The organism is Vibrio sp. FF145 (genome assembly GCF_041439075.1).
Lineage (GTDB): Bacteria > Pseudomonadota > Gammaproteobacteria > Enterobacterales > Vibrionaceae > Vibrio > Vibrio tasmaniensis_A.
Genome location: NZ_JBGONH010000028.1, coordinates 44,225 through 66,537 on the forward strand (window position 1 = coordinate 44,225; position 22,313 = coordinate 66,537).

The following is a 22,313-nucleotide window of genomic DNA, read 5'->3' on the forward strand; positions in this document are numbered from 1 at the left end:
AAACCCAAGACTGTGGTTTACTTACTAGGCTCTTTGCTTTTGGACAGTAAAGCAAATCTTGTCGCGGCACCAACCGGGCTGTTGATACCGCTATGTTCCCCTCGCTAATTAGCTAGCAAGCTATTTAACAAAGAAGTTCATTCAGCTAATAATCGAATCGACTAAACAGCTAAGCGAATCAGCTTAGAAGCCGTAAGAAGCACCGAATACGAATGCGTTGTTAGCATTATCAGCTTGGTTACGGTACTCAAAGTAAGGTTGAACACCTTGACGAGTCCATGTAGCACGAAGCTCGTGGTCCATTGTGTTGTCAGCATCGCTGATTACGTATACGTTGTTGTAGCTAAGCGCTAGTTCAGCATTTACTGCATAGCCGATACGGTTATCAAAACGAGTTTGGTCGTCAGCTTTGCTGTCTTCCATTGCGTGGTAACGAGTACGGTTGCTGATAGAGATACCGTTGTCGAAGTTATAACCGATCTTAACTAATGGACGATACTGAACCGTTTCGCCGTTGTTTAGTAGGTGGTGGTAACCAGCAGCAACCCATAGGTTGTCGTTGATGTTGTACATCTGCTCAACACCAAGAGTGATGTATGGAGAGTTACCTAGACCGCTATCTTGGATTGCGTCGTTGTCGTACTTACCAAGAGAGATACCATCAAACTCTGTTAGTAGCGTTGTACCTGAATCAAACGTGTGGCCCGCTTCTAGCGTAGACGTAGCGTTTGGTTGGAAATCAGAGTGAAATTGAACGTTACCTGTAACGTAAGAAGAACCAGCAAAAGCACTAGAAGCGAAAGCAAGAGAAAGAGCACTTAGAGCGATAATTTTTTTCATAGTAAACTGCCTTAGTTTGATTTTTTCAGCGGCATATCTTCGGTACATCATTCACCTTCACCGCTTGAGTAGTTGGTCGCCTCCCTGGCATGAAATCTATGTTGCTCGAATTAATTTGCGTTTCAAAATAAAAGGGGCGACAGAGTGATCCCTCTCACTATCAAAAAAAGACAAGTTATTTAACTCTTTAAAATCAATAATTTAAAAACATAAAAATTGATAAAAAACTCAAGATGGAAAAATATACAGATCGGGATCACGTTATTTCATGAAGAAAAATTAGATTCAGATAGTTGAATCACATCTGATTTAGAGTTTTTTACAGGGGACTTATTTTTTGAAGAGAATAATGAGAAGCGCGTCACTTTTGGGATTAAAGTCACCTTATGTGCGTTGTTGACGATATAAACAAAGGCGATTTCTATATGTTTCAGTTTTGGATAAACACCTAATTCGCATCAAACAAAAAGAGCTCCCGTTTTATCTTGAATAAGATAAAGGTCAGGAGCTCTTTTACTAATAGTGCTTATCGATTATTTAACTGAGGTAGCTCGACTTACTTTCTCACCACTTTCTGAAATAGAGCGGATGTAAGTTTCACCAGAGACCGATGGACGTTGTTGCTCATCATACGTTAGCCAGTTTTCGCCATCAGCAGAGTATTGCAGTTCTACTCCTGGGAATTGAACGTTCATCGCTAGCTTGCCATCAACAACTTGAGCGCCTGGAACTGGTAGTCGGTAATCAATGCCAGCCTTTTCAAGCTTAGCCAGTTCACGTTGACCAACAATATTCGCGAAACGATTGAAGTCGCTGTTTAGAGTCTGCTTATTCACTAGGTTAGTTTCTTGAGAGTACTCAACACCCACTTTGTAGTCGTTTTCCCAATCCGCTCTGTGCCATGCGCGCTCTGCTGCTGCCAATACGCGAGGGAACACCATGTATTCATATTGCTCGTCGGTACGTACCGTTTCAGACCAAAGTTGTGCAGACAAACCATAGAAAGGTTTCGCTTCAATTTCGCCTTTACCAGAGAAGCCATTGCCGTCACGGTCTAATGATGTTTCTGCGTTTTGTGGCATGTTTTCTGGTGCAAAGCCAAACATCTTACGAGTATCGGTTGCACGCGTTGCCCAGTAGTAACCACGTTCTGCAGCATCCACTTCGTATGGCATATCCATGTATACGTAATCTGGGTTAGAAACAATCACGTCATACCCTTTCGCAGACCAGTCGTAAACTGATGAAGTACCGCCCCAGTAAAGAACATCCCAGAAGTTAACGCGCGTACTTTCGGTTGCAAATGCCTCTTCACCTTCACTGTATTTCAGGCCATCTTGCCACGCTTGGAAGTGTGGAATGCCTTTGTCTGCAACAATTTTTGATACTTCTTTTGCAAAGTAGCCAGGCAGGTGACCAAAATCACTCACTGAACCATCAGCAATCAAAGACTGACATTGTGGAGACTGTTGGAATGGCTTGTCTTGCTTGTCTAGCTCAATGTTACCTTTCCATGCCACTTTGTCTTGAGCATCAACATCTTGAAAGCCTGCGCCTAGCTTGATGTTTTTCGCTTCATCACCACCAAAGTGCCAAGTCGTTAGCGGCATACCCGCTTCATTGTGCATTGCTGCAATTTCAGTAATCACTTTATCAACAAAGCGAGTCGATGATTCCATACATGGGTTGATGAAGCTGTGCTTATCGTAGAACTGAATAGTCGTCACGTTTGAAGTATCTTGTGGATCCATCAAGCGATATTCACTTGCTTCAGCTTCTTTGCCTTCCGCCATTAGGCGAGTGTAACGCGCTTCCATTGATACCACAGCAGAACGAGCGTGTGCTGGCATATCAATTTCTGGAATTACTTCGATGCTGCGCGCTTTTGCGTAGCTTAAGATCTCGACGTAATCCGCTTTACTAAAGAAACCAGAGCCAAAGTTGTCTGTTGTTGGACCTGAACCTAGCTGAGGCAGTAAACAGCTTTGCTCTTCCAAATCAAAACAACGATTAGACCCTACATCCGTTAGCTCTGGTAAACCTGGGATTTCTAAACGCCAACCTTCATCATCAGTTAAGTGAAGGTGAAGTTTATTCATCTTGTATGCAGCCATTTGATCTAGCGTCGCTAGGATGGCATCTTTTGAGTGAAAGTTTCGAGCAACATCCACCATCACACCACGGTAATCAAAGCGTGGTGCATCTTTGATCGACAGTTGTGGTAGTGATTCAGCGTTCTGACTGTCTATTAGGCCAAAAATAGACTGAACTGCGTAGAAAGCACCTGTTTTATCAAACGCTTTAATCGCAATCCCCTCTTCCGAGATGCTTAGTTCATAAGCGCCAGATTTTGCTAAATCACCCGTAAACTGAGTAGGAACAACGGCAACACTAACAGGTAGGTCGCCACTCACATCTACGTTTACCACATCTGCACGTTCTTCAATTGCAGCGAACTGCTCAGCATCGAATGCCTCTTTAGGTAGGGCGATACCACCAGCAATACTCACTGAACCTTCCCCCGCTTCTACCGACATTGGGGTTGGTAAAAGCGTTGTTGAAACGTCTTGCGTTGCTAGATCCGCATTCTTTTCGAAACGCGTAACCGCAGTCGCCATGACATTGTTGTCATCAGGTGTACGCTTAAGGTGGTTTCCTTCCAAACCTGTTACGAACGACGCGACATCTTCAGTATTCAATGAAGCAATCATCTTAGGTTCTGCGTTTGGCGCAGTTACGAATGCACCCGGCATAAAGTCAGTTTCAAACAGTTGCCAGTACTCACTCGTTAACGGAAGAATCACTTCTTCACCAGCGGCAAAACCATCGAACTTATCTGTAGGTTCTAGTTTGTGTAGGTCACCCGTTACACGAGTGATTTTAAATTGTTCGTTATCAACATCTAAAATAAGGCGAATACTATGGAAGTAGATAGTCCAATCTTTCGAATCAATCGCTTCACCGTCATTGGTCAGAGTCATGTTCACTTTATTACATGACGCCCACTCAGCACCTAGGTCCTGACAAGCCATGCCTTCATTCGCAACGTGATTGGTTAGAATTTCATATTGCACATCAAGGTTATCAGCCAGTGCATTAACCACCTGTTGCTCAGGTGCTTGCGTTACAGCACAACCCGTCAAACCAGCCAGTACCGCTACAGATAGTAAGTTTCTCTTCAACATCGTATTCACCCATAAATTTAAAATTGAGTCAGAAGCAAAGTGGAGCGCTTCGAAAGTTAGATAAACTATATGGGCTTATTTTTTGCCGTGAATTAAATCAGGTTAATAAAGTGATCAGCTTCAAATCTAAAAAACACTGATAAAATTAATTATATTAAAATCATAAAGTTACAATCCACGGCACTTCCGTCATTTTTATTTTGACGTAAAAATTGAGAAATGAATCACAATCTTTTTAACGGATTTCATAAAATCGTGTTGTTGATAGAGAGAAAGGTTTAAGAGTTTGTTCGTGTTGTTATACTTTTCGTACAAACAACGTGACATCGTTCTCAAAAAAAACCGTTAAAAAACGCCGTCAAAATCAATTTTAACGAGTTCATATCTTTTAATAGGAGCTTTCCTTGCGCACATTTTGGTACGTAACTTTATTCGTTCTCGCATTTTCAGCCAGACAAGCTGTGGCCGAACCTCTTTATTGGCAAGCCAAAACGGATGATCTGACGCTTACTATCTTAGGTTCTGTGCACGTGGGAGACGAGAGTATGTACCCACTTCCTTCGGCCATCACCGACGCGCTAAAAAACAGTGATGGCTTAGTTATCGAAACGGATATCAGAAAGTCTGATGACGTTGTATATCCCCGAAACAAACTCACTACAGCCGATGTACTCAATGAAGAACAGCTGCGATTATTAACCGACATCTCAAAATCATTGGACATGCCGACGCAACAACTGCTTAGCTCACCGCCTTGGGCGACATCTCTTTCTATACAGATGCAGCAGTTAAAAAAACTCGGTTATGGCTCCGCCGGCGGCGTTGATGCGACGCTAGCTTACAAAGCGACTATCCAAGATGTTCCCGTTATCAGCTTAGAGCCGCTTCAATTCCAAATAGACCTGATGACAAAACAAAAGGACGACGGTAAGGAGTGGTTAGTCAGTAGCCTTGAAGAGTTTGACCAAACTGATCGTGTGGTTCATTGCTTAATCGAAAGCTGGAAAGCGGGTGATTTAGCGAAGCTAGAAGCTTTCGCAGAGCTGTCTGAGATGTCACCTGAACTAGAGAAAGCATTTTTAACCGATCGCAATATAGACTGGGCAAACAAACTATCCGCCAATGATTGGAAACTTGACTCGAAAGAGAGCTACTTAATTGTGGTTGGCGCCTTGCACCTAATAGGAGAAGGTAACTTATTGCAGTTGTTAGAAGAGAAAGGTTTCAATGTCACTCAACAATCACAAAGCCAACAGGCCCGGTGTCAATTTGAGACTAGTGACGACAACTAACTAAATTCGATACCATGACCTTCTCATAATATAACCATTACTTAATAACTGAATCATTACACTTAATCGCACCATAACGGTGTTATTATCTTTCGCTCTTTTTATATACGGTGTTGTTCTCATGAAACTAGTACTCTTTGCTTTACCTTTAGCCCTAGCGATCCTCACGCCTACGGTAGTGACGGCTAAAGAAACTTGTACCATCGAACAGTTTCAGGCGATAGACATTCAACCGGATACAAAAGGCGGTGTGTTAGATAAAGAAAGCGGCCAGTTTCTGATCACTGAGAAGCCACCGATGCGCTGTGCCAATATTACGTTCATTACATCGACGACACGCAACCGTATCGCGAGCCAAATGAATAGAAAATTTGAAGCGAGCTTTTACGATGGCCAAACGAGTAACTCTCACTCGGTGACGTTTAACGAAGATGAAATACAGGCGGGTTACATTCGAATTGGTCGAAATAACCCTGTTGAAGCGTATGTTTGCTTTGCTACTTCAGAGACGCCAATCAAGAACATCACGTGTGATGTGAAGTAAACAGATTTTCGGCTGGCTTATTGAGTCAATCCTTTCTCTATGCGGGATGTTTAGAACAACAAGAGATTTCCGACTCACTCCTTCGTCGCTCTAGGGAATGACACATATACCAAAATGCAAAAAAGCCGTAGCCCCCTCTATTACGAGAGTGCTACGGCTTTCTTCAATGTGGCAGTGAAGAGCTTATTTTGAACATCAGGCGAACCCCACTTTGGTTCTGATCCTATTTCCATGATCTAAAACGACAAAAGCCTGCTCATTGAGCAGGCTCTCTAAATATGGTCGGTGAAGAGCTTATTTTGAACATCAGGCGAACCCCACTTTGGTTCTAATCCTATTTTCTACGCTCTAAAACGACGAAAGCCTGCTCATTGAGCAGGCTTTCTTAATGTGGTCGGTGAAGAGGGATTCGAACCCCCGACCCTCTGGTCCCAAACCAGATGCGCTACCAAGCTGCGCTATTCACCGAGATATCTAACTGGCTGATTGCCTGTCGATGAAGCGTATAATACGGATTCTGAGTTTATCCGCAAGGGCTTTTTTCACTCTTTTTTACAATATCGAATCGTTCGAACAAAAGACGTACAAGTGAAATGCCAATGTGACGAAAAACACACAGTTACCAACAAGTATTTAACTTATGAAACAGGATTGATCCAGATCAGTGAATTGATAACACCAGTTAATACACTAACTCGTGTCATATAACTTTGAGGTATACACATGGACTTTTGGCTAGAACTCCTATTTGGTAATGCGGTGGGGCTATCTTCAATGATAGTAATATTCGGGGCTCTGGGTCTCATGATGTTCTATGGAGGCTTCTTCATCTACAAAGTTATGACTGAAAAATCTCCTCACTAGAATCGCTCAGCCTAAGTCATCTACTTTTAAGTATCATTTTCTTTGGGTGGATGTAAAAACGCTTTGCACCGGAGCAGACTTATTGTCTTCTCCGGTTTTTTCATTTTTAAACCCGGCCTCAACTTAGGTATACTTACCCTATCCTTATCCAACTTGAGATACACACTATGTCTCATGATGACGACTTAGATCTATTCCAAGAAATGATGGGCGATGTTAAACGTATCGACCATGACACCGCCGAACACCAGAAAGTACACCGAGTCACAGAATCTCACCTTGCTAAGCGTGAAGCCGCTATGTGGCTGTCTGACGACGAGAAAGACTACTTATCATTAGACTACTCTCCAATGATCAAACCTGACGATGTCATTGCTTATAAAAAAGATGGCGTACAAGAAGGCGTATACAAAAAGCTGCGCTTGGGCAAGTATCCAATTCAAGCCAAACTCGACCTTCACAGGAAAACACTGAAAGACGCTCGTAACGAAGTACTCTCATTTTTACGCCAGTGTTTAAGAATGGATGTTCGCACCGTTATCATTGTCCACGGTAAAGGTGAGCGTTCGAATCCACCAGCAATGATGAAAAGCTACGTGGCAAATTGGCTAACACAAATTAACGATGTTCAATGTGTTCATTCAGCTCAGCAATTTCACGGTGGTACAGGTGCGGTCTATGTCATGCTCAGAAAGAGTAATGACAAAAAGCTAGAGAACAGAGAGCGCCATCAAAAGCGCAGCAGTTGATAAGTTGAGATAGATAAGTAAGCTAATAGCGGTCTTGCATCAAGAGCGATATTTCGTGCCTAGACTCACACCAAGTGCTAAAATTGTCCTCAGTTAACGAATCCCAACTCAAAGCAACTATTCAGAGGTTGCTTTTTGTTTATCTATATTTCCGTTGTGAAACGCTAAGAGAATATCATGTCACAAGAATCCCAAGCTAAACGCCTTAATAAATACATCAGTGAAACTGGTTTTTGCTCACGCCGCGAAGCCGACAAACTCATTGATGCTGGCCGAGTTACTATTAACGGTAAGATCCCTGAAATGGGCACTAAAGTCTTGCCTGGTGATGATGTTGAGATCGACAATAAACCTGTTCGTTCAAGAGAAAAGCCGATCTACATTGCTCTTAATAAACCAACAGGTATCACCTGTACTACTGAGCGTGATATTCCAGGCAACATCGTCGACTTTATAGGTCACCACAAGCGTATATTCCCTATTGGTCGTCTAGATAAGCCTTCTGATGGTCTTATCTTCTTGACCAACGATGGCGATATCGTAAACAAAATCCTACGTGCAGGTAACAACCACGAAAAAGAATACGTGGTTCGTGTAGATAAACCTATTACGACTGAGTTCTTGAAGCAAATGGGCGCTGGCGTTCATATTCTCGATACTGTTACCTTGCCATGTAAGGTAGAGAAAGAGACCAAGTTCTCGTTTCGCATCACATTAACGCAAGGCCTTAACCGTCAGATTCGCCGTATGTGTGAAGCTCTCGGATATGAAGTATTTAAGCTTCGCCGTGTTCGTATTATGAACATCTCATTAGACGGCATTCCTAACGGAAAATGGCGCTACCTGAGCGACGAAGAGATTACTGAAATCTTGGCGATGTGTGAAGGCTCAGTAAGTACTGAAGATGCGTCAAAAATGAACGCGAAGGGTCAACGCATTCGTAAAGCGACTGACGCGAAACTTTTTGATAGCCGTGAAGAGAACCAAACTTCAACAGCGCGCCGTAATCAAAACGAGAACCGTACTCGCACTTATCGCGGTAACAATGCGGATGAATTCCGTCATGCGCCTAACTCAAAGCGTGGCCGTAACTCATCGAACGGTGAAAGCGGTGGCGGTGGCAATACCGAGAACTGGAAATCAAACTCTCGTTCAGAGCGTTCTAATTCAGATAAAAACCGTTCGGATCGCAATCGCACAGATCGCGACAATAACGAACGTAGAAGCGGTAAACCGACAAACCGCAGTCCAGATTCAAACAGACCGAACAAGCCTGTAACGAAACGTGTTGGTGGTACTTTAGGTTTGAAAAAGTAGTCAGAACCCTTTCAAACGGGACTGTCGATAAAGAAACGCCCGCTAGATTAGTCTAGCGGGCGTTTTATTTATGATCATGTACGTTTATCGTTATGGAAAGCACAAGCTACAGGCATAGTTCAGCAAACTGACCACGCGTAAGTAGTACTAAGTCTTTCGGGTCTAGCTCGATCTCTAACCCTCTCTTCCCTGCACTCACACATATCGTTTCAAAATCGGTAGCACTGAAATGAACAAAGGTAGGCAATGCTTTTTTCTGACCAAGAGGACTGATTCCTCCCACCACATAACCTGTCGTTTTCTGAGCAATATCTGGATCAGCCATCTCTGCTTTTTTACCTTTCGCCGCTTTTGCTGCAAACTTTAGATTTAGCTTCTTATCGACGGGAATAACGGCAACCGCCAAATCTTTCGCCACACCATTCAAGCTGAACAAAAGCGTTTTGAATACACGTTTGGGATCTTGACCAAGCGCTTCGACAGCCTCTAATCCATAATTCGTGTTATTTGTATCATGATGATACTGATGCACACTGTGAGCGATTTTCTTTTTCTTGGCGAGATTGATTGCAGGGGTCATAACAAATCCAAACGATAGATAAACAAAAAGCGACGCCGAGGCGTCGCTTTAGTTAAATTTATCATGGTGCTAGAGTCAATCTAATTTAGCACCTAATGATTCAATTAACTGGATTCAATTACTTGTAAACCATTTGACCTGAAGGCGCGTACTTGTTCACATCAACAGGGCTGTTTGCTTCTAGGTACTCTTTTAGTACTTCAGCGTCAACAAAACCTGTGTTCACAAAGCCTGGGTGATCAGACAGTTTAGGGTAACCGTCACCGCCAGCAGCGTTAAAGCTTGGTACCGTAAAGCGGTATGTTTCGTCTAAACGAAGCTGCTTGCCACCGATGAAGACATTCGATACTTCACCGTCAGCAACAGTCATAGAAATACCTGCAAACTGTGCATAAGCACCTGAATCAACAGGTTTAGTCGCCACTACGTTTAGGTAATCTAGAACTTCTTTACCTGTCATATCAGTGTAAGTCAGGATGTTTGCAAAAGGCTGTACTGTTAGTACATCTTTATAAGTCACATCGCCGGCTTCAATTGAGTCACGAACGCCACCAGAGTTCATCACAGCGAAGTCTGCTTTTGCACGCTCCATGTGAGAAGTAGCAATCAAACGACCCAGATTAGTTTGTTGGAAGCGAACTACGTTACGGTCACCTTCAAGCTTGCCATTTGTCTCAGCGATTTGAACTTCTAACTGAGCTTGGCCCTGTTCTTGGAAAGGACGTAGGAATTCAAGCAGCTCTGGATCTTGTGCGATTTCATCTTGAATAAGAACTCGTTGCTTCTTGCCGTCAATCTTAACTTTCTTCTTAAGGTTAACGGGAACCAAGTCGTAGCTCACCATCTCTAGTTCGCCGTTACGGAATTCGTAATCAGCACGGCCTACGTACTTGCCCCACTCGTGAGCTTGAACGATGTAAGTACCGTTTTGAACGTCTGGTTTACACTCATCGCCCGGCTTGAAGTTTTGCTTCGCAACGTTAGGGCCTTCCATACATACAGGCTCTTGAGAGTGACCACCAACGATCATATCTAGATCGCCTTCATTTAGGTAACGAGCTAGTGCTACATCACCCGGAGCATTAACACCACGCTGACCATTTTCGTAGTGACCCATGTGAGTCACAGCGAAGATAAGATCGGGTTTTTCTGTTTCTTTAAGTTCAGCGATCAGTTTCTTCGCTTCTTCTTTAGGGTCACGGAAATCGATACCAGCAATAAATTCTGGGTTACCAATTTTCGCAGTATCTTCAGTCGTTAGACCGATAACAGCAATCTTGATACCTTGCTTTTCAAACATCTCGTAAGCTTGGAATTTACGTTCGCCTGTCGCTTTATCGTAGATGTTTGCAGATAGCATTGGGAAGTTTGCCCAGTCGATCTGTTTTTGCAGTACGTCTAGTGAGTTATCGAACTCGTGGTTACCTAATGCCATTGCATCGTAACCAATTTTATTCATACCTTTAAAATCAGGTTCTGCATCCTGAAGGTCTGACTCTGGTACACCCGTGTTGATGTCACCGCCAGATAGAAGCAACACGCTACCGCCTTCTGCTTCAACTTCTGCACGAAGTTGGTCAACAAGCGTTTTACGTGCAGACATGCCGTATTCGCCGTATTTGTTCTGCCAAAAACGACCATGGTTGTCGTTCGTATGCAGGATAGTTAGCTTATAAGTTTCGTCTTGGTTCCAATCATGAGCTGATTGAGACGCACATCCAGCCAAAGTAGCTAGGATTGCAGCACTTAGTGCTGTCTTTAGAATAAGGCGTTGCTTCATTGTCATACCTTTGAACTTTTTAGGGGAATCCACTGCTTTCTATAATCCATTGCGACTCCTTGTCTGGAGTTCGAACAATAAGACTTCAACATGACTAATCTTAAATTAACATTCTAAATGTAACACGACGATTTCATATTTATGTCGAATTGGTCACGCATAGATCAACAGTTAAGTGTAACAAAATTATGAGATTACACTCAAACTTCCCCTGCATCACAGGCAATCGTTTACTTATAAAGTGTGATGAACGTCAGTAATTAACTACAAACAGGACAGACCTCACACACCTACAGCGCTTTCTTAGGGAATCAGAGGCTCTGTTAACAAGGATTTAATCGCCTATCGTAGATTGACGCACTGCAAAACAAGTTCGTGAACAGCCAGACAGACAGCTTAGTCATAGACCAAATAGGCCGAGGCTTCGGTGAACTAAACGGATGTTCCATTAAAAAACGCCCAACTCTAAGAGTTGGGCGTTTGTCTATTACAATCAAATAACGAGTTAACACTCTCTAGTTAATACTAGTGACTTAACATCAGATAAAACTATTTGATTTCGATGTGCTCGAAGCCTTTGATAAGGTCATCAAGTGCTTTCATCTGCTTCAAGAACGGTTCTAGCTTATCTAGCGGTAGCGCCGATGGGCCATCACAGCGTGCTTGATCCGGGTTCGGGTGTGCCTCAAGAAATAGACCAGCAATACCCGTCGCAATGCCCGCTTTAGCTAGTTCAACCGTTTGCTCACGACGACCGCCAGATGCAGCACCTGATGGATCACGCATTTGAAGCGCGTGAGTCACGTCAAAGATAATTGGGCTACCGTTTGATGATTTCTTCATCACACCAAAACCAAGCATATCAACTACTAGGTTGTCATAACCCATACAAGAACCGCGTTCACAAAGAATGATGTTCTCGTTGCCACACTCAGCAAACTTATCAACGATATTACCCACTTGATCTGGGCTCATGAACTGAGGCTTCTTCACATTGATAACCGCGCCAGTCTTAGCCATTGCTTCAACAAGATCAGTTTGACGAGCAAGGAACGCCGGAAGTTGGATTACATCAACCACATCAGCAACAGGCTGAGCTTGTGCTTCTGTGTGAATATCAGTAATGATCTTCACGCCAAAAGTACCTTTCAGCTCTTGGAAAATTTTAAGACCTTCTTCCATGCCAGGACCACGGTATGAGTGAACTGAGCTACGGTTTGCTTTGTCGAAAGACGCCTTAAATACATAAGGGATACCCAGCTTCTCTGTTACTTTCACGTAGTGCTCACAGATCTGCATAGCTAGATCGCGAGATTCAAGAACGTTCATACCTGCAAATAGCGTAAATGGCTTGTCATTAGCAATTGGCATATTGCCAATGTGAACTGTTTTCTGTTCCATCATATTCTCTCTAAATAATTATTAATTAGTGAACAACCACTGTCTTTTCGTTCATGACGTTCACTTGAGATTTTAGTAGCTCAGATGCAGGGTCATCTGGGCATTGGTCGATAAAATATTGATAATCCGTAGCAGCGACTTGATGACAGTCTAGCTGCTGATAAATAAAGCCGCGGTCGCGGATTTCATACGGATCATCCGGCACAAACGTTAACGCAAGGTCGGTACACTTCAATGCTAGCGTATAACGCTCTTCTCGAAGCAATGCACTCTTAAGTAACGCTAGCCACTTACCAATAATCGTTGGGTGGTCAGCAACTTCTAAGTGTTCAGCTTTTACCTTAGCTAGTGGGCCATCATGCCCAATAAGCCATGCTCGTAAAGTTTGCACGCCAACGTACTCGCCGTTGTACGGGTTAATGTATACAGCAGCTTGCCCGAACCAACTCACTTTAAGTAAGAATTGAGTTGGGAAAGATACGCCTTCAACAGGGAAGCCTAACTTGCGACCTAGATACAGAAAGATCGCACCAAGACTCACTGGAATGCCTTTTTTTCTCTCAAGTACTTTATCGATAAATGCGTTTTCCGAAGAAAAATACGCATCTTTATCCCCAGCAAAACCCCACTCATAAAAGAATAGTCGAATAAAGGATTCAAACTTCTGCTGTTCATCCGTTTCGTTAACCAAAGCAAACTCGGCGTCTTTTAACAATCTCGCCAACTCTTGTTCTGCCCAACGGTCTTGAGTTTCTGGGTTAATCGCTTTATTTAAGATCAATGCACCTTCAGCTAACTCTAGCTGGTCAAAGTCTTCATCAAAAAATTCGTACATAGGTAGTTAACCGAAATAAGGAGATAATTAACCGAAAAATGTTGGTGTCTTCGTCATTGCAATTTTACCTGCCATCGCTAACCAGCCAAGCGCACCAAAGAAAGAGAACACTCTCAGTAGCTTGTTTTTACCTAGCTTAAGTGCAAAGAAGCCCAATGCGATGTAAGCCATAACACAGGTTAGTTTTTCGGTTAACCAGGGTGCTGCTGGTGTAAATGGAATAAAGCCAGTGATAAAAATCAAACCAATACCCGAAAGCAACAGCAATGAGTCATTGATATGAGGGAAACGCTGTAAGAAAGGATGCTTAAGCTTCGGTGAGTTAGCCATCATAAGAGCGAAACGAATCGAAAGAAGCAGTGCGCTTATAGCAATCGTTAATAGGTGAAAATGTTTTAAACCTTCGTACATGGTATTCCTTTATATTTTTATATGTCTTTCGTTAACACAAGCCACACAATACCCGTTAATGCTCTGTAGTTCTGCGTAAAATCTCTGTATTTCTGCGTTAAATGCATTATCGAGTTAAGTGTATTTTCGAGTTAAAGGTATCAATTTAGCAAGTTAATCACCTATTGCTCACAAGATGATTAACAGCAGCCTATGAACAGTAACGACCCAATGTCACTCGGTCATTACCACCGTAATCTTTCTCTGTCACAACATCGAGATATCCGAGCGCCTGCATAATCTCACGTACAGCTAAACCTTGGTCGTAACCGTGTTCAAACGCTAACCAACCTTCGTTTTCTAAAAAGCTTCGTGCGTTTTCAGAGATGTATCGAATATCAGCTAAACCTTTATCTTCAGCCACTAACGCTGTGATCGGTTCAAAACGCACATCACCTTGAGATAAATGAGGGTCATTCTTCTCAATGTAAGGTGGGTTAGAGACAATCAACGAGAACTTGACCGCTTCTTTTTCAGAGTTAGCCAGGTTCAAAGGCTCAAACCAACTGCCATGTAAAAAAGTGGCGTTAGTGATATTTAATCGCTGAGCGTTTTCTGTCGCAAGTTGTTGCGCTTCCGGACGAAGATCAATTCCCGTCACTGGTCGGTTCGGCATCTCAGACGCCAATGCCAAAGCAATCGCACCTGTACCAGTTCCTAAATCGAGAATCGCACCTTGCTTGCCATACGTTTTGTCTAACGCCACTTCAACCAAACGTTCCGTATCTGGACGCGGGATTAAAGTAGAAGGAGAGACTTTTAACGGCAGCGACCAAAACTCACGTTCACCAACAATATAAGCCACAGGCTCACCGGTTAAGCGACGTTTTAGAAGGATATGGAATTCGGATTCTTGTTCTGAAGTGAGATGCTTCTCAGGCCAAGTCAGTAGGTAAGATCTAGGTTTATCTAAGGCGTGACAAAGCAGTACCGCAGCATCAATCGAGGGCGACGTGTTATCGCCCTCTTGAAGCTGTACGATTGCTGACTTTAAAGCACTTTCAACCGTATATGCTGACTGCATAGTAATTAGTTGTGCTCAGCAAGTGCTGCTAGTTGATCGGCTTGGTGCTCTTGTAGAACAGGATCAAGCAGGCTTTGCATATCACCCTCTAGAACTTCGTTCAGGCGGTAGATAGTTAAGTTGATGCGGTGATCAGAAACACGGCCTTGAGGGTAGTTGTACGTACGAATACGGTCACTACGGTCACCAGAACCTAATAGGTTACGACGTGTATCTGAAATCGCAGCAGCACGACGCTCTTCTTCAGCTTGAACGATACGAGCCGCAAGAACAGCCATCGCTTTCGCTTTGTTTTTATGCTGAGAACGCTCGTCTTGACACTCTACTACTGTACCTGTTGGTAAGTGAGTAATACGGATTGCTGAATCCGTGGTGTTAACGTGCTGACCACCCGCGCCAGATGCACGGAAAGTATCAATCTTAAGGTCGCCAGCTTTGATCTCTGGCAGATCTGCTTCTGGAATCTCAGGCATAACCGCAACGGTACATGCAGACGTATGAACACGACCTTGTGATTCAGTCTCAGGTACACGTTGTACACGGTGACCACCAGACTCGAACTTCATTGTGCCATAAACAGCATCGCCACTGATTTTAGCGATCATCTCTTTAAAGCCGCCCTGCTCTGAAACATTGCTGCTCATCACTTCGACGCGCCAGCCTTTTTTCTCGGCAAACTTAGAGTACATACGGAAAAGGTTACCCGCAAAGATACCCGCTTCATCACCACCTGCGCCGGCACGAATCTCTAAGAAACAGTTACGCTCATCGTTTGGATCTTTTGGAATCAGAAGAATTTGCAGCTCATCAGTCAGACGTTCAATGTTCGCTTTCGCATCTTTGATTTCTTCTTGAGCCATTTCACGCATTTCTGCGTCGTCTTCATTTGCCATCTCTTCAGCAGCTTCTAAATCTTCTTGAGCTTGCTGGTATGATTTAAAGCACCCCGTCACCTCTTCTAATTGAGAATACTCTTTTGACAAGGCACGGAATTTATCTTGATTCCCAAGTACATCGGGATCACCAAGTAGATGTTGAACTTCTTCATAGCGTTCAACAAGTGTTTCAAGCTTTATTAGAATCGAGGCTTTCATAATGTCTTATTCTGTTGGAGGTCGAATATTATTGAGGGTTTTCTAAGCCCAAACTCTGTCTAATGACCGTTAATTTTGCAGGTTCTCCTTGCTCTGCTGCACTTTGGAGTGCACGCGTTGGAGCATGGATCAATTTGTTTGTGAGCTTGTTACTTAGCTCAAGTAAGACTTTTTCAGGGTCACCGCCAGCGGCAAGTGATTGTAAACTCTTACTTAATAATTCTTCTCGGATTTCATTGGCCGATTTGCGATAGTCACGAATACTGTCTACCGCTTGCAGTGAGCGCATCCAACTCATGAATGCTGCACTTTCTTCACTAACGATAGCTTCCGCTTGGATAGCTTCCACTTTACGTTGTTCAATGTTGCCATCAACAATCGACTGCAGATCATCAACGGAATATAGGTAAGCATCATTCAGATCACCTACCTGAGACTCAACGTCTCGGGGAACTGCAATATCAACCAACAACATCGGTTGATGTTTTCTTGTCTTAAGTGCGGTCTCAACCATGCCCTTCCCAATAATAGGCAGTGGACTAGCGGTTGAGCTGATCACGATATCCGCTCGATGCAGGTGATCGGGGATTTCATTGAGGCTAATCACTTCAGCACCAAACTCTTCAGCTAGCCCTAAAGCACGCTCACGAGTTCGGTTGGCCACAATCATCTTGGTGCAACCATTCGCTGAAAGGTGTTTTGCCACCAATTCAATCGTCTCACCCGCACCTACCAATAACACCGTTGATTCAGCAATCGACTCAAAAATGTGTTTGGCTAATGTGCAAGCTGCGTAAGCAACTGAAACCGCGCTTCCGCCAATCTCGGTTTCAGTTCGAACACGCTTAGCGACAGAAAATGATTTCTGAAACAGTTTTTCCATTGAAGCATCAACAGATTTGTTATCTCGAGAGTCTGTATAAGCTTGCTTCACCTGACCTAAAATCTGTGGTTCACCCAACACCAGAGAGTCCAAACCACAGGCAACGCGCATTAAGTGCTTAATCGCGGCTTGTTCTTCATGGATGTAGATACTCGGTTTTAATTCTTCAGGGCTAACTTGATGAAATACAGACAGCCAATCGATCAACTTGTTTTTTGCCACGCCTTTGACGTCACAATACACTTCAGTTCGATTACAGGTAGAAAGTATGACACTTCCATTTACGTGTGCATTTGCGTTAAGTTGCTTAAGTGCCTCAGATAATTTATCTGGACCAAAAGCGACTTTTTCTCGCAATTCAACCGACGCTGTATTGTGATTGATACCTACGGCAAGCAAAGACATGTATCAGAAGTTCTCGATCAGGGAATGGAAACAAGGGGCGAATTTTACTTGATGCATGGCTCTATTTAAAGAGCAAGCGGGATTTGTTTTCCTGAGTTCGTGAATTCAATGCTATAGTTGAGACGTTTTTTAGATAAATTTGAACAAGTTGTGAGCAAATATGAGCAAGCTTCGAAAAATCACGTCTCTTATTTTTTTGACCATCATTATGGTGGGTTGCTCGTCTATCCCAGAACAACCGACCAGCGTTGAGTGGCAAAGTCACCAAAACAGGCTTTTACAGATAGAAAACTATCAAGCTTCAGGCAAGCTCGCTTACATTTCTCCAGAGCAACGCCAAAGCCTAAACTTCATATGGAAGCACTCCCCAAATCAAAGCCAATTAAGACTGACCACTTTCCTTGGTCAAACCGCCTTGAACCTTACAATTGACAGTTTGGGTGCAAAAGTCGTGACTTACGATGATCAAGTATTCACCCATGCAAGTGCATCTGTATTGGTAGAGCAACTTACTGGATTGCAGATCCCCATTGATCACCTACCACAATGGTTTCTTGGCATTCCCGACCAAGCAGATAGCTACCAACTCAACAGCACTAACACGCTTGAATCTCTGTCTAAACAAGTAAGCAGCCAATTGTGGACTCTGAATTTTGCTAACTATCGCAATACAGAGATGCCGAGTACACTATTATCTGGTGAAGACAGCAAGAACTCTAGTGAAGACAGCACGAACGTAGAGACAATCCCACTCCCTACTCGATTGTCATTCAAGCAAGACGAGAACAAAATCAACATTGTAGTTTCGAAGTGGACACTGAAAAAATGATAACAACGCCAACGCACTGGCCTTCGCCAGCTAAGCTGAATTTATTTCTCTATATCACTGGCCAACGCGACAATGGCTATCACGAACTTCAGACCCTATTTCAGTTTGTCGACTTTGGCGATGAACTTACGGTTACCGCAAACCGAGAAACAAGCTCGATAACCATCACACCTGAAATTCCAGGCGTTGAGACAGAAGATAACCTGATTTGGAAAGCCGCAACTGCCCTTCAACAATATACATCGACAACTTTCGGTGCGGATATTGAGTTAAAGAAAGTGCTTCCTATGGGAGGTGGCATTGGTGGAGGTTCTTCAAATGCCGCAACCGTGTTGGTCGCTCTCAACCATTTATGGCAACTCAACCTGTCTGATGATCAGCTAGCAGAGATTGGCTTAAAGCTTGGTGCAGACGTTCCGGTCTTCGTTCGAGGCCACGCCGCCTTTGCTGAAGGTGTTGGTGAACAATTACAACCCGCTAATCCGGATGAGAAATGGTATCTCGTTGCTAAACCTCAAGTGAGCATAGCAACTGTAGACATATTCACACATTCAGAATTAACTCGAAATACGCCGAAGCGAGCACTATCAACGCTTCTAGAGCAAGAATACGTAAACGATTGCGAAAAAATTGTGCGAATGCTGTACCCAGAGGTTGATAAGCAACTTTCATGGCTGCTACAATACGCGCCGTCGAGATTGACTGGTACGGGTTCATGCGTTTTTGCTGAATTTAGCAGCAAAAAAGAAGCCGAATCAGTGCTAGAGCAACTGCCTGACACAGTTTCCGCGTTTGTCGCGAGAGGACGAAACATTTCGCCTTTAAAAGAAACTTTGGCTGAATACCAATCAGCCCACCCACAATCTATTTAAAACTGGACGCAACCCGAGGTTTCCACCGTGCCTGATATGAAGCTATTTGCTGGTAACGCAACACCTGAACTAGCCCAACGTATTGCTGATCGTCTATACATCTCTCTTGGAGATGCTACTGTAGACCGTTTTTCTGATGGCGAAGTCGCTGTACAAATCAATGAAAACGTTCGTGGTAGCGATGTATTCCTGATTCAATCAACTTGTGCACCAACCAATGACAACCTTATGGAATTGGTGGTAATGATTGACGCAATGCGCCGTGCTTCTGCTGGCCGTATTACTGCTGTAATCCCTTACTTCGGTTATGCCCGTCAAGATCGTCGTGTACGTTCTGCTCGTGTGCCTATTACTGCAAAAGTTGTTGCAGATTTCCTTTCTAACGTTGGTGTTGACCGCGTTTTGACTATCGACCTACACGCAGAGCAAATCCAAGGCTTCTTCGATGTACCTGTTGATAACATTTTCGGCACTCCAGTTCTTCTAGAAGACATGGCTAACCGTGGCCTAGAAAACCCAGTTGTGGTTTCTCCAGACCTTGGTGGTGTTGTACGTGCTCGTGCTACAGCTAAAGCGCTAGGTGATGTTGACATCGCTATCGTTGATAAGCGTCGTCCACGTGCTAACGTTTCTGAAGTAATGAACCTAATCGGTGATGTTGAAGGTCGTGACTGTGTTATCGTTGATGACATGATCGATACTGGTGGCACACTATGTAAAGCAGCTGAAGCGCTTAAAGAGCGCGGTGCTAAGCGTGTATTCGCTTACGCAACTCACGCTGTATTCTCTGGTACTGCTGCAGAAAACATCCGCAATTCAGTTCTAGACCAAGTTATTGTTACCGATTCAATCAAGCTTTCTCCGGAAATGGCCGCGACAGGTAAAGTAACTGAACTAAGCCTTTCTCGCATGCTTGCTGAAGCGATTCGTCGTATCAGCAACGAAGAGTCTATCTCTGCGATGTTCAACTAATCAAAGCTCTATAGCTTTGCTTTAGCAGAACAATCTGAAAAAGATATTAAGCACTTCATTCGATGAAGTGCTTTTTTTATATCTAATACCAATCACAGTAAGTAAGTGTTCAGAAATAGCGCAGGAAAAAAGCTTGAGAACAAGGCGTGATTTTTTTATAAGTAGTTATTCTACAATCAAAAATTATAACGCAGTTATCGAGCATTTTAACTAGCTAGGGTGACCAGTTATTTACTACGATTGGTATAACGACCACAAAGTGAATTTGACCACAGTTTGAATCATTGAGTTGCTATCAGCTAGCTCGCACCTTTTTCATAAACTGTGATATCATACGGCGCTTTTTGAAATCCCAAGAGAGATCCATACCTTGAGCCAACAAATAAAACTTCTCGTTGGACTGGCTAATCCAGGTCCAGAATACGCCAAAACTCGCCACAATGCGGGTGCTTGGGTAGTTGAAGAATTAGCACGTGTACACAACGTGACACTGAAGAACGAACCAAAGTTCTTTGGCCTAACGGGTCGTATCATGGTTCATGGTGAAGATCTTCGTTTGCTGATCCCAACGACTTTTATGAACTTGTCAGGCAAAGCTGTTGCTGCCTTAGCAAAGTTCTACCAAATTAAACCAGAAGAGATCATGGTCGCTCACGATGAGTTAGATCTTCCTCCAGGTATTGGAAAGTTTAAAAAAGGTGGTGGTCATGGTGGACATAATGGTCTGAAAGACATCATCAGCAAACAGGGTAACAATAAAGAATTCTATCGTCTTAGATTAGGCATTGGCCATCCAGGACACAAAGATAAAGTTGCAGGTTATGTATTAGGCAAAGCTCCTGCGAAAGAGCAAGAGTGTATCGAGGCTGTCGTTGACGAATCGGTTCGTAGCCTAGACATCTTATTGAAAGATGGCCTACCAAAAGCACAAAATCGCTTACATACGTTCAAAGCAGAATAAGGTTTATATCATGGGTTTTAAATGTGGCATCGTTGGTCTACCAAACGTTGGTAAGTCAACTCTGTTTAACGCACTGACTAAAGCAGGCATCGAAGCAGCAAACTTTCCATTTTGTACGATCGAACCAAACACAGGTATCGTTCCGGTTCCAGATCTACGCTTAGATGCATTAGCAAAAATTGTTAATCCACAGAAGATCCTTCCAACGACAATGGAATTCGTAGATATCGCAGGCCTAGTTGCTGGCGCATCTAAAGGCGAAGGTCTAGGTAACAAGTTCCTAGCTAACATCCGCGAAACTGATGCTATCGGTCACGTTGTACGCTGCTTTGAAAACGAAAACATCGTTCACGTTTCAGGCAAAGTATCACCTATCGAAGATATCGAAGTGATCAACCTTGAGCTTGCTCTTGCCGATCTAGATAGCTGTGAACGTGCAATATTCCGCAATGCTAAAAAAGCAAAAGGCGGCGATAAAGACGCTAAATTCGAAACTACGGTTCTTGAAAAGCTACTACCTATCCTGACTGAAGGTGGTATGGCTCGTACTGTTGAACTTGCTAAAGAAGAAGTAGCGGCGATCGACTACCTTAACTTCCTAACGCTTAAGCCAACAATGTACATCGCAAACGTTGCTGAAGATGGTTTTGAAAACAACCCTTACCTAGACGCAGTTCGTGAGTACGCAGAAAAAGAGAACAACGTTGTTGTTGCTGTTTGTGCTGCAATCGAATCTGAGCTTTCTGAACTTGACGATGAAGATCGTGAAGAGTTCCTTGCAGACATGGGTATCGAAGAACCAGGCCTTAACCGAGTGATCCGCTCTGGTTACGAACTACTTACTCTTCAGACTTACTTCACTGCAGGTGTTAAAGAAGTTCGCGCTTGGACGATCCCTGTAGGTGCGACTGCGCCACAAGCTGCAGGCAAGATCCACACCGACTTCGAAAAAGGATTCATCCGTGCAGAAGTAGTTGGTTACGAACATTTCATCGAATTTGGCGGTGAAAGCGGAGCAAAAGATGCAGGTAAATGGCGTCTTGAAGGCAAAGAATACATCGTTAAAGATGGTGATGTTGTTCACTTCCGTTTCAACGTTTAATTACCGATAAACATCTAATAAAAGGCCAGTGAATTCACTGGCCTTTTTCGTTTTCGCTCTTTCTAAAGAGCTTCTTATCCAAAACTTAACTTCCTATATATATCGGCATTTGAACCTATTTCTTGCTGACAAATACGCCTCTTTGACTAAAAAGAAACCGAACAGATGTTTATTCGTGATTTATTCAAAAAAAAAGTTGACGGGTTTCACTCAACTCCGCATAATGCGCCCCGTTCACAACGAAGCGGCAACGTCTCGAAATGAGCAACAATTTGGAAATGGCTACTTAGCTCAGTTGGTTAGAGCACATCACTCATAATGATGGGGTCGCAGG

At 43.4% G+C, this 22,313-nt stretch carries 20 protein-coding genes and 1 tRNA gene; 10 read left to right on the top strand and 11 right to left on the bottom strand.

Features of this window, described 5'->3' with window-relative positions; all coding sequences use genetic code 11:
- Positions 1 to 183: 183 nt before the first annotated feature.
- Together ACED42_RS12170 and ACED42_RS12175 are read right to left on the bottom strand one after the other, a co-directional pair.
- Entirely contained in the window at positions 184 to 840 is a 657-nt protein-coding gene (locus tag ACED42_RS12170) for an oligogalacturonate-specific porin KdgM family protein (protein WP_019824160.1), read from the bottom strand.
- Between the two features lie 533 nt (positions 841 to 1,373).
- Entirely contained in the window at positions 1,374 to 4,025 is a 2,652-nt protein-coding gene (locus ACED42_RS12175; protein WP_371702710.1) for a beta-N-acetylhexosaminidase, read from the bottom strand.
- Between the two features lie 404 nt (positions 4,026 to 4,429).
- On the opposite strand from ACED42_RS12175, the gene ACED42_RS12180 reads away from it, so the two are divergent.
- Complete coding sequence (locus ACED42_RS12180; RefSeq protein WP_371702711.1) at positions 4,430 to 5,317, top strand: TraB/GumN family protein; 888 nt, start codon at positions 4,430 to 4,432, stop codon at positions 5,315 to 5,317.
- A gap of 121 nt (positions 5,318 to 5,438) precedes the next feature.
- Positions 5,439 to 5,861 (top strand): hypothetical protein, encoded by a 423-nt coding sequence (locus ACED42_RS12185; protein WP_371702713.1) that lies wholly within the window; start codon positions 5,439 to 5,441, stop codon positions 5,859 to 5,861.
- Between the two features lie 391 nt (positions 5,862 to 6,252).
- Here ACED42_RS12185 and ACED42_RS12190 read toward each other — a convergent pair.
- Positions 6,253 to 6,329, bottom strand: a tRNA-Pro gene (locus ACED42_RS12190).
- 255 nt (positions 6,330 to 6,584) lie between these two features.
- On the opposite strand from ACED42_RS12190, the gene ACED42_RS12195 reads away from it, so the two are divergent.
- From ACED42_RS12195 to rluF, 3 genes are all read left to right on the top strand, one after another.
- Positions 6,585 to 6,725 carry a DUF3149 domain-containing protein gene (locus ACED42_RS12195; RefSeq protein ID WP_004736246.1) on the top strand — a complete coding sequence of 47 codons (141 nt, stop codon included), beginning with the start codon at positions 6,585 to 6,587 and terminating at the stop codon, positions 6,723 to 6,725.
- Positions 6,726 to 6,892: 167 nt separating this feature from the next.
- On the top strand, positions 6,893 to 7,474 hold the full coding sequence (gene smrA, locus ACED42_RS12200; protein WP_009848720.1) for a DNA endonuclease SmrA: 582 nt from the start codon (positions 6,893 to 6,895) through the stop codon (positions 7,472 to 7,474).
- 177 nt (positions 7,475 to 7,651) lie between these two features.
- Positions 7,652 to 8,791, top strand: a complete 1,140-nt coding sequence (gene rluF / locus ACED42_RS12205) for a 23S rRNA pseudouridine(2604) synthase RluF (RefSeq protein ID WP_009848721.1) — start codon at positions 7,652 to 7,654, stop codon at positions 8,789 to 8,791.
- A gap of 106 nt (positions 8,792 to 8,897) precedes the next feature.
- On the opposite strand, the gene ybaK is transcribed toward rluF, so the two are convergent.
- The 8 genes from ybaK to hemA all read right to left on the bottom strand — a co-directional run bounded on the left by ybaK (position 8,898) and on the right by hemA (position 17,243).
- On the bottom strand, positions 8,898 to 9,371 hold the full coding sequence (gene ybaK, locus ACED42_RS12210; protein ID WP_017103969.1) for a Cys-tRNA(Pro) deacylase: 474 nt from the start codon (positions 9,369 to 9,371) through the stop codon (positions 8,898 to 8,900).
- 118 nt (positions 9,372 to 9,489) lie between these two features.
- Positions 9,490 to 11,151 (bottom strand): bifunctional UDP-sugar hydrolase/5'-nucleotidase UshA, encoded by a 1,662-nt coding sequence (ushA, locus tag ACED42_RS12215; protein ID WP_029223112.1) that lies wholly within the window; start codon positions 11,149 to 11,151, stop codon positions 9,490 to 9,492.
- 549 nt (positions 11,152 to 11,700) lie between these two features.
- Positions 11,701 to 12,555, bottom strand: a complete 855-nt coding sequence (gene kdsA / locus ACED42_RS12220; RefSeq protein WP_371702715.1) for a 3-deoxy-8-phosphooctulonate synthase — start codon at positions 12,553 to 12,555, stop codon at positions 11,701 to 11,703.
- Positions 12,556 to 12,577: 22 nt separating this feature from the next.
- Positions 12,578 to 13,387, bottom strand: a complete 810-nt coding sequence (locus ACED42_RS12225; protein WP_371702717.1) for a SirB1 family protein — start codon at positions 13,385 to 13,387, stop codon at positions 12,578 to 12,580.
- A gap of 27 nt (positions 13,388 to 13,414) precedes the next feature.
- Positions 13,415 to 13,798 (bottom strand): SirB2 family protein, encoded by a 384-nt coding sequence (locus ACED42_RS12230; RefSeq protein ID WP_009848726.1) that lies wholly within the window; start codon positions 13,796 to 13,798, stop codon positions 13,415 to 13,417.
- 190 nt (positions 13,799 to 13,988) lie between these two features.
- The gene (prmC, locus tag ACED42_RS12235; protein WP_371702718.1) at positions 13,989 to 14,861 is read right to left on the bottom strand and encodes a peptide chain release factor N(5)-glutamine methyltransferase; all 873 of its coding nucleotides are present in this window, start codon (positions 14,859 to 14,861) and stop codon (positions 13,989 to 13,991) included.
- A 5-nt stretch (positions 14,862 to 14,866) separates the two neighbouring features.
- A complete protein-coding gene (gene prfA / locus ACED42_RS12240) occupies positions 14,867 to 15,955 on the bottom strand; it encodes a peptide chain release factor 1 (protein ID WP_009848728.1) in 1,089 nt (362 codons plus the stop codon).
- 28 nt (positions 15,956 to 15,983) lie between these two features.
- The gene (hemA, locus tag ACED42_RS12245; protein WP_009848729.1) at positions 15,984 to 17,243 is read right to left on the bottom strand and encodes a glutamyl-tRNA reductase; all 1,260 of its coding nucleotides are present in this window, start codon (positions 17,241 to 17,243) and stop codon (positions 15,984 to 15,986) included.
- 160 nt (positions 17,244 to 17,403) lie between these two features.
- Between hemA and lolB the strand changes: the two genes are divergently transcribed.
- The 5 genes from lolB to ychF all read left to right on the top strand — a co-directional run bounded on the left by lolB (position 17,404) and on the right by ychF (position 21,979).
- Entirely contained in the window at positions 17,404 to 18,072 is a 669-nt protein-coding gene (lolB, locus tag ACED42_RS12250; protein ID WP_017099626.1) for a lipoprotein insertase outer membrane protein LolB, read from the top strand.
- The gene (gene ispE / locus ACED42_RS12255; protein ID WP_371702720.1) at positions 18,069 to 18,944 is read left to right on the top strand and encodes a 4-(cytidine 5'-diphospho)-2-C-methyl-D-erythritol kinase; all 876 of its coding nucleotides are present in this window, start codon (positions 18,069 to 18,071) and stop codon (positions 18,942 to 18,944) included. The genes lolB and ispE overlap by 4 nt, the downstream gene beginning before the upstream one ends.
- Before the next feature lie 27 nt (positions 18,945 to 18,971).
- The gene (locus ACED42_RS12260; protein WP_012603389.1) at positions 18,972 to 19,916 is read left to right on the top strand and encodes a ribose-phosphate pyrophosphokinase; all 945 of its coding nucleotides are present in this window, start codon (positions 18,972 to 18,974) and stop codon (positions 19,914 to 19,916) included.
- Between the two features lie 370 nt (positions 19,917 to 20,286).
- Positions 20,287 to 20,877, top strand: a complete 591-nt coding sequence (gene pth / locus ACED42_RS12265) for an aminoacyl-tRNA hydrolase (protein ID WP_010439162.1) — start codon at positions 20,287 to 20,289, stop codon at positions 20,875 to 20,877.
- Between the two features lie 10 nt (positions 20,878 to 20,887).
- Positions 20,888 to 21,979, top strand: a complete 1,092-nt coding sequence (gene ychF, locus ACED42_RS12270; RefSeq protein ID WP_029223110.1) for a redox-regulated ATPase YchF — start codon at positions 20,888 to 20,890, stop codon at positions 21,977 to 21,979.
- Positions 21,980 to 22,313: the final 334 nt, after the last annotated feature.

What these genes read in the sequence shown, in the direction of transcription:
- ACED42_RS12170 (WP_019824160.1), bottom strand. Translation starts at nt 840, where the DNA reads ATGAAAAAAATTATCGCTCTAAGTGCTCTTTCTCTTGCTTTCGCTTCT.
- ACED42_RS12175 (WP_371702710.1), bottom strand. Translation starts at nt 4,025, where the DNA reads ATGTTGAAGAGAAACTTACTATCTGTAGCGGTACTGGCTGGTTTGACG.
- ACED42_RS12185 (WP_371702713.1), top strand. Translation starts at nt 5,439, where the DNA reads ATGAAACTAGTACTCTTTGCTTTACCTTTAGCCCTAGCGATCCTCACG.
- ACED42_RS12195 (WP_004736246.1), top strand. Translation starts at nt 6,585, where the DNA reads ATGGACTTTTGGCTAGAACTCCTATTTGGTAATGCGGTGGGGCTATCT.
- smrA (WP_009848720.1), top strand. Translation starts at nt 6,893, where the DNA reads ATGTCTCATGATGACGACTTAGATCTATTCCAAGAAATGATGGGCGAT.
- rluF (WP_009848721.1), top strand. Translation starts at nt 7,652, where the DNA reads ATGTCACAAGAATCCCAAGCTAAACGCCTTAATAAATACATCAGTGAA.
- ybaK (WP_017103969.1), bottom strand. Translation starts at nt 9,371, where the DNA reads ATGACCCCTGCAATCAATCTCGCCAAGAAAAAGAAAATCGCTCACAGT.
- ushA (WP_029223112.1), bottom strand. Translation starts at nt 11,151, where the DNA reads ATGAAGCAACGCCTTATTCTAAAGACAGCACTAAGTGCTGCAATCCTA.
- kdsA (WP_371702715.1), bottom strand. Translation starts at nt 12,555, where the DNA reads ATGATGGAACAGAAAACAGTTCACATTGGCAATATGCCAATTGCTAAT.
- ACED42_RS12225 (WP_371702717.1), bottom strand. Translation starts at nt 13,387, where the DNA reads ATGTACGAATTTTTTGATGAAGACTTTGACCAGCTAGAGTTAGCTGAA.
- ACED42_RS12230 (WP_009848726.1), bottom strand. Translation starts at nt 13,798, where the DNA reads ATGTACGAAGGTTTAAAACATTTTCACCTATTAACGATTGCTATAAGC.
- prmC (WP_371702718.1), bottom strand. Translation starts at nt 14,861, where the DNA reads ATGCAGTCAGCATATACGGTTGAAAGTGCTTTAAAGTCAGCAATCGTA.
- prfA (WP_009848728.1), bottom strand. Translation starts at nt 15,955, where the DNA reads ATGAAAGCCTCGATTCTAATAAAGCTTGAAACACTTGTTGAACGCTAT.
- hemA (WP_009848729.1), bottom strand. Translation starts at nt 17,243, where the DNA reads ATGTCTTTGCTTGCCGTAGGTATCAATCACAATACAGCGTCGGTTGAA.
- lolB (WP_017099626.1), top strand. Translation starts at nt 17,404, where the DNA reads ATGAGCAAGCTTCGAAAAATCACGTCTCTTATTTTTTTGACCATCATT.
- ispE (WP_371702720.1), top strand. Translation starts at nt 18,069, where the DNA reads ATGATAACAACGCCAACGCACTGGCCTTCGCCAGCTAAGCTGAATTTA.
- ychF (WP_029223110.1), top strand. Translation starts at nt 20,888, where the DNA reads ATGGGTTTTAAATGTGGCATCGTTGGTCTACCAAACGTTGGTAAGTCA.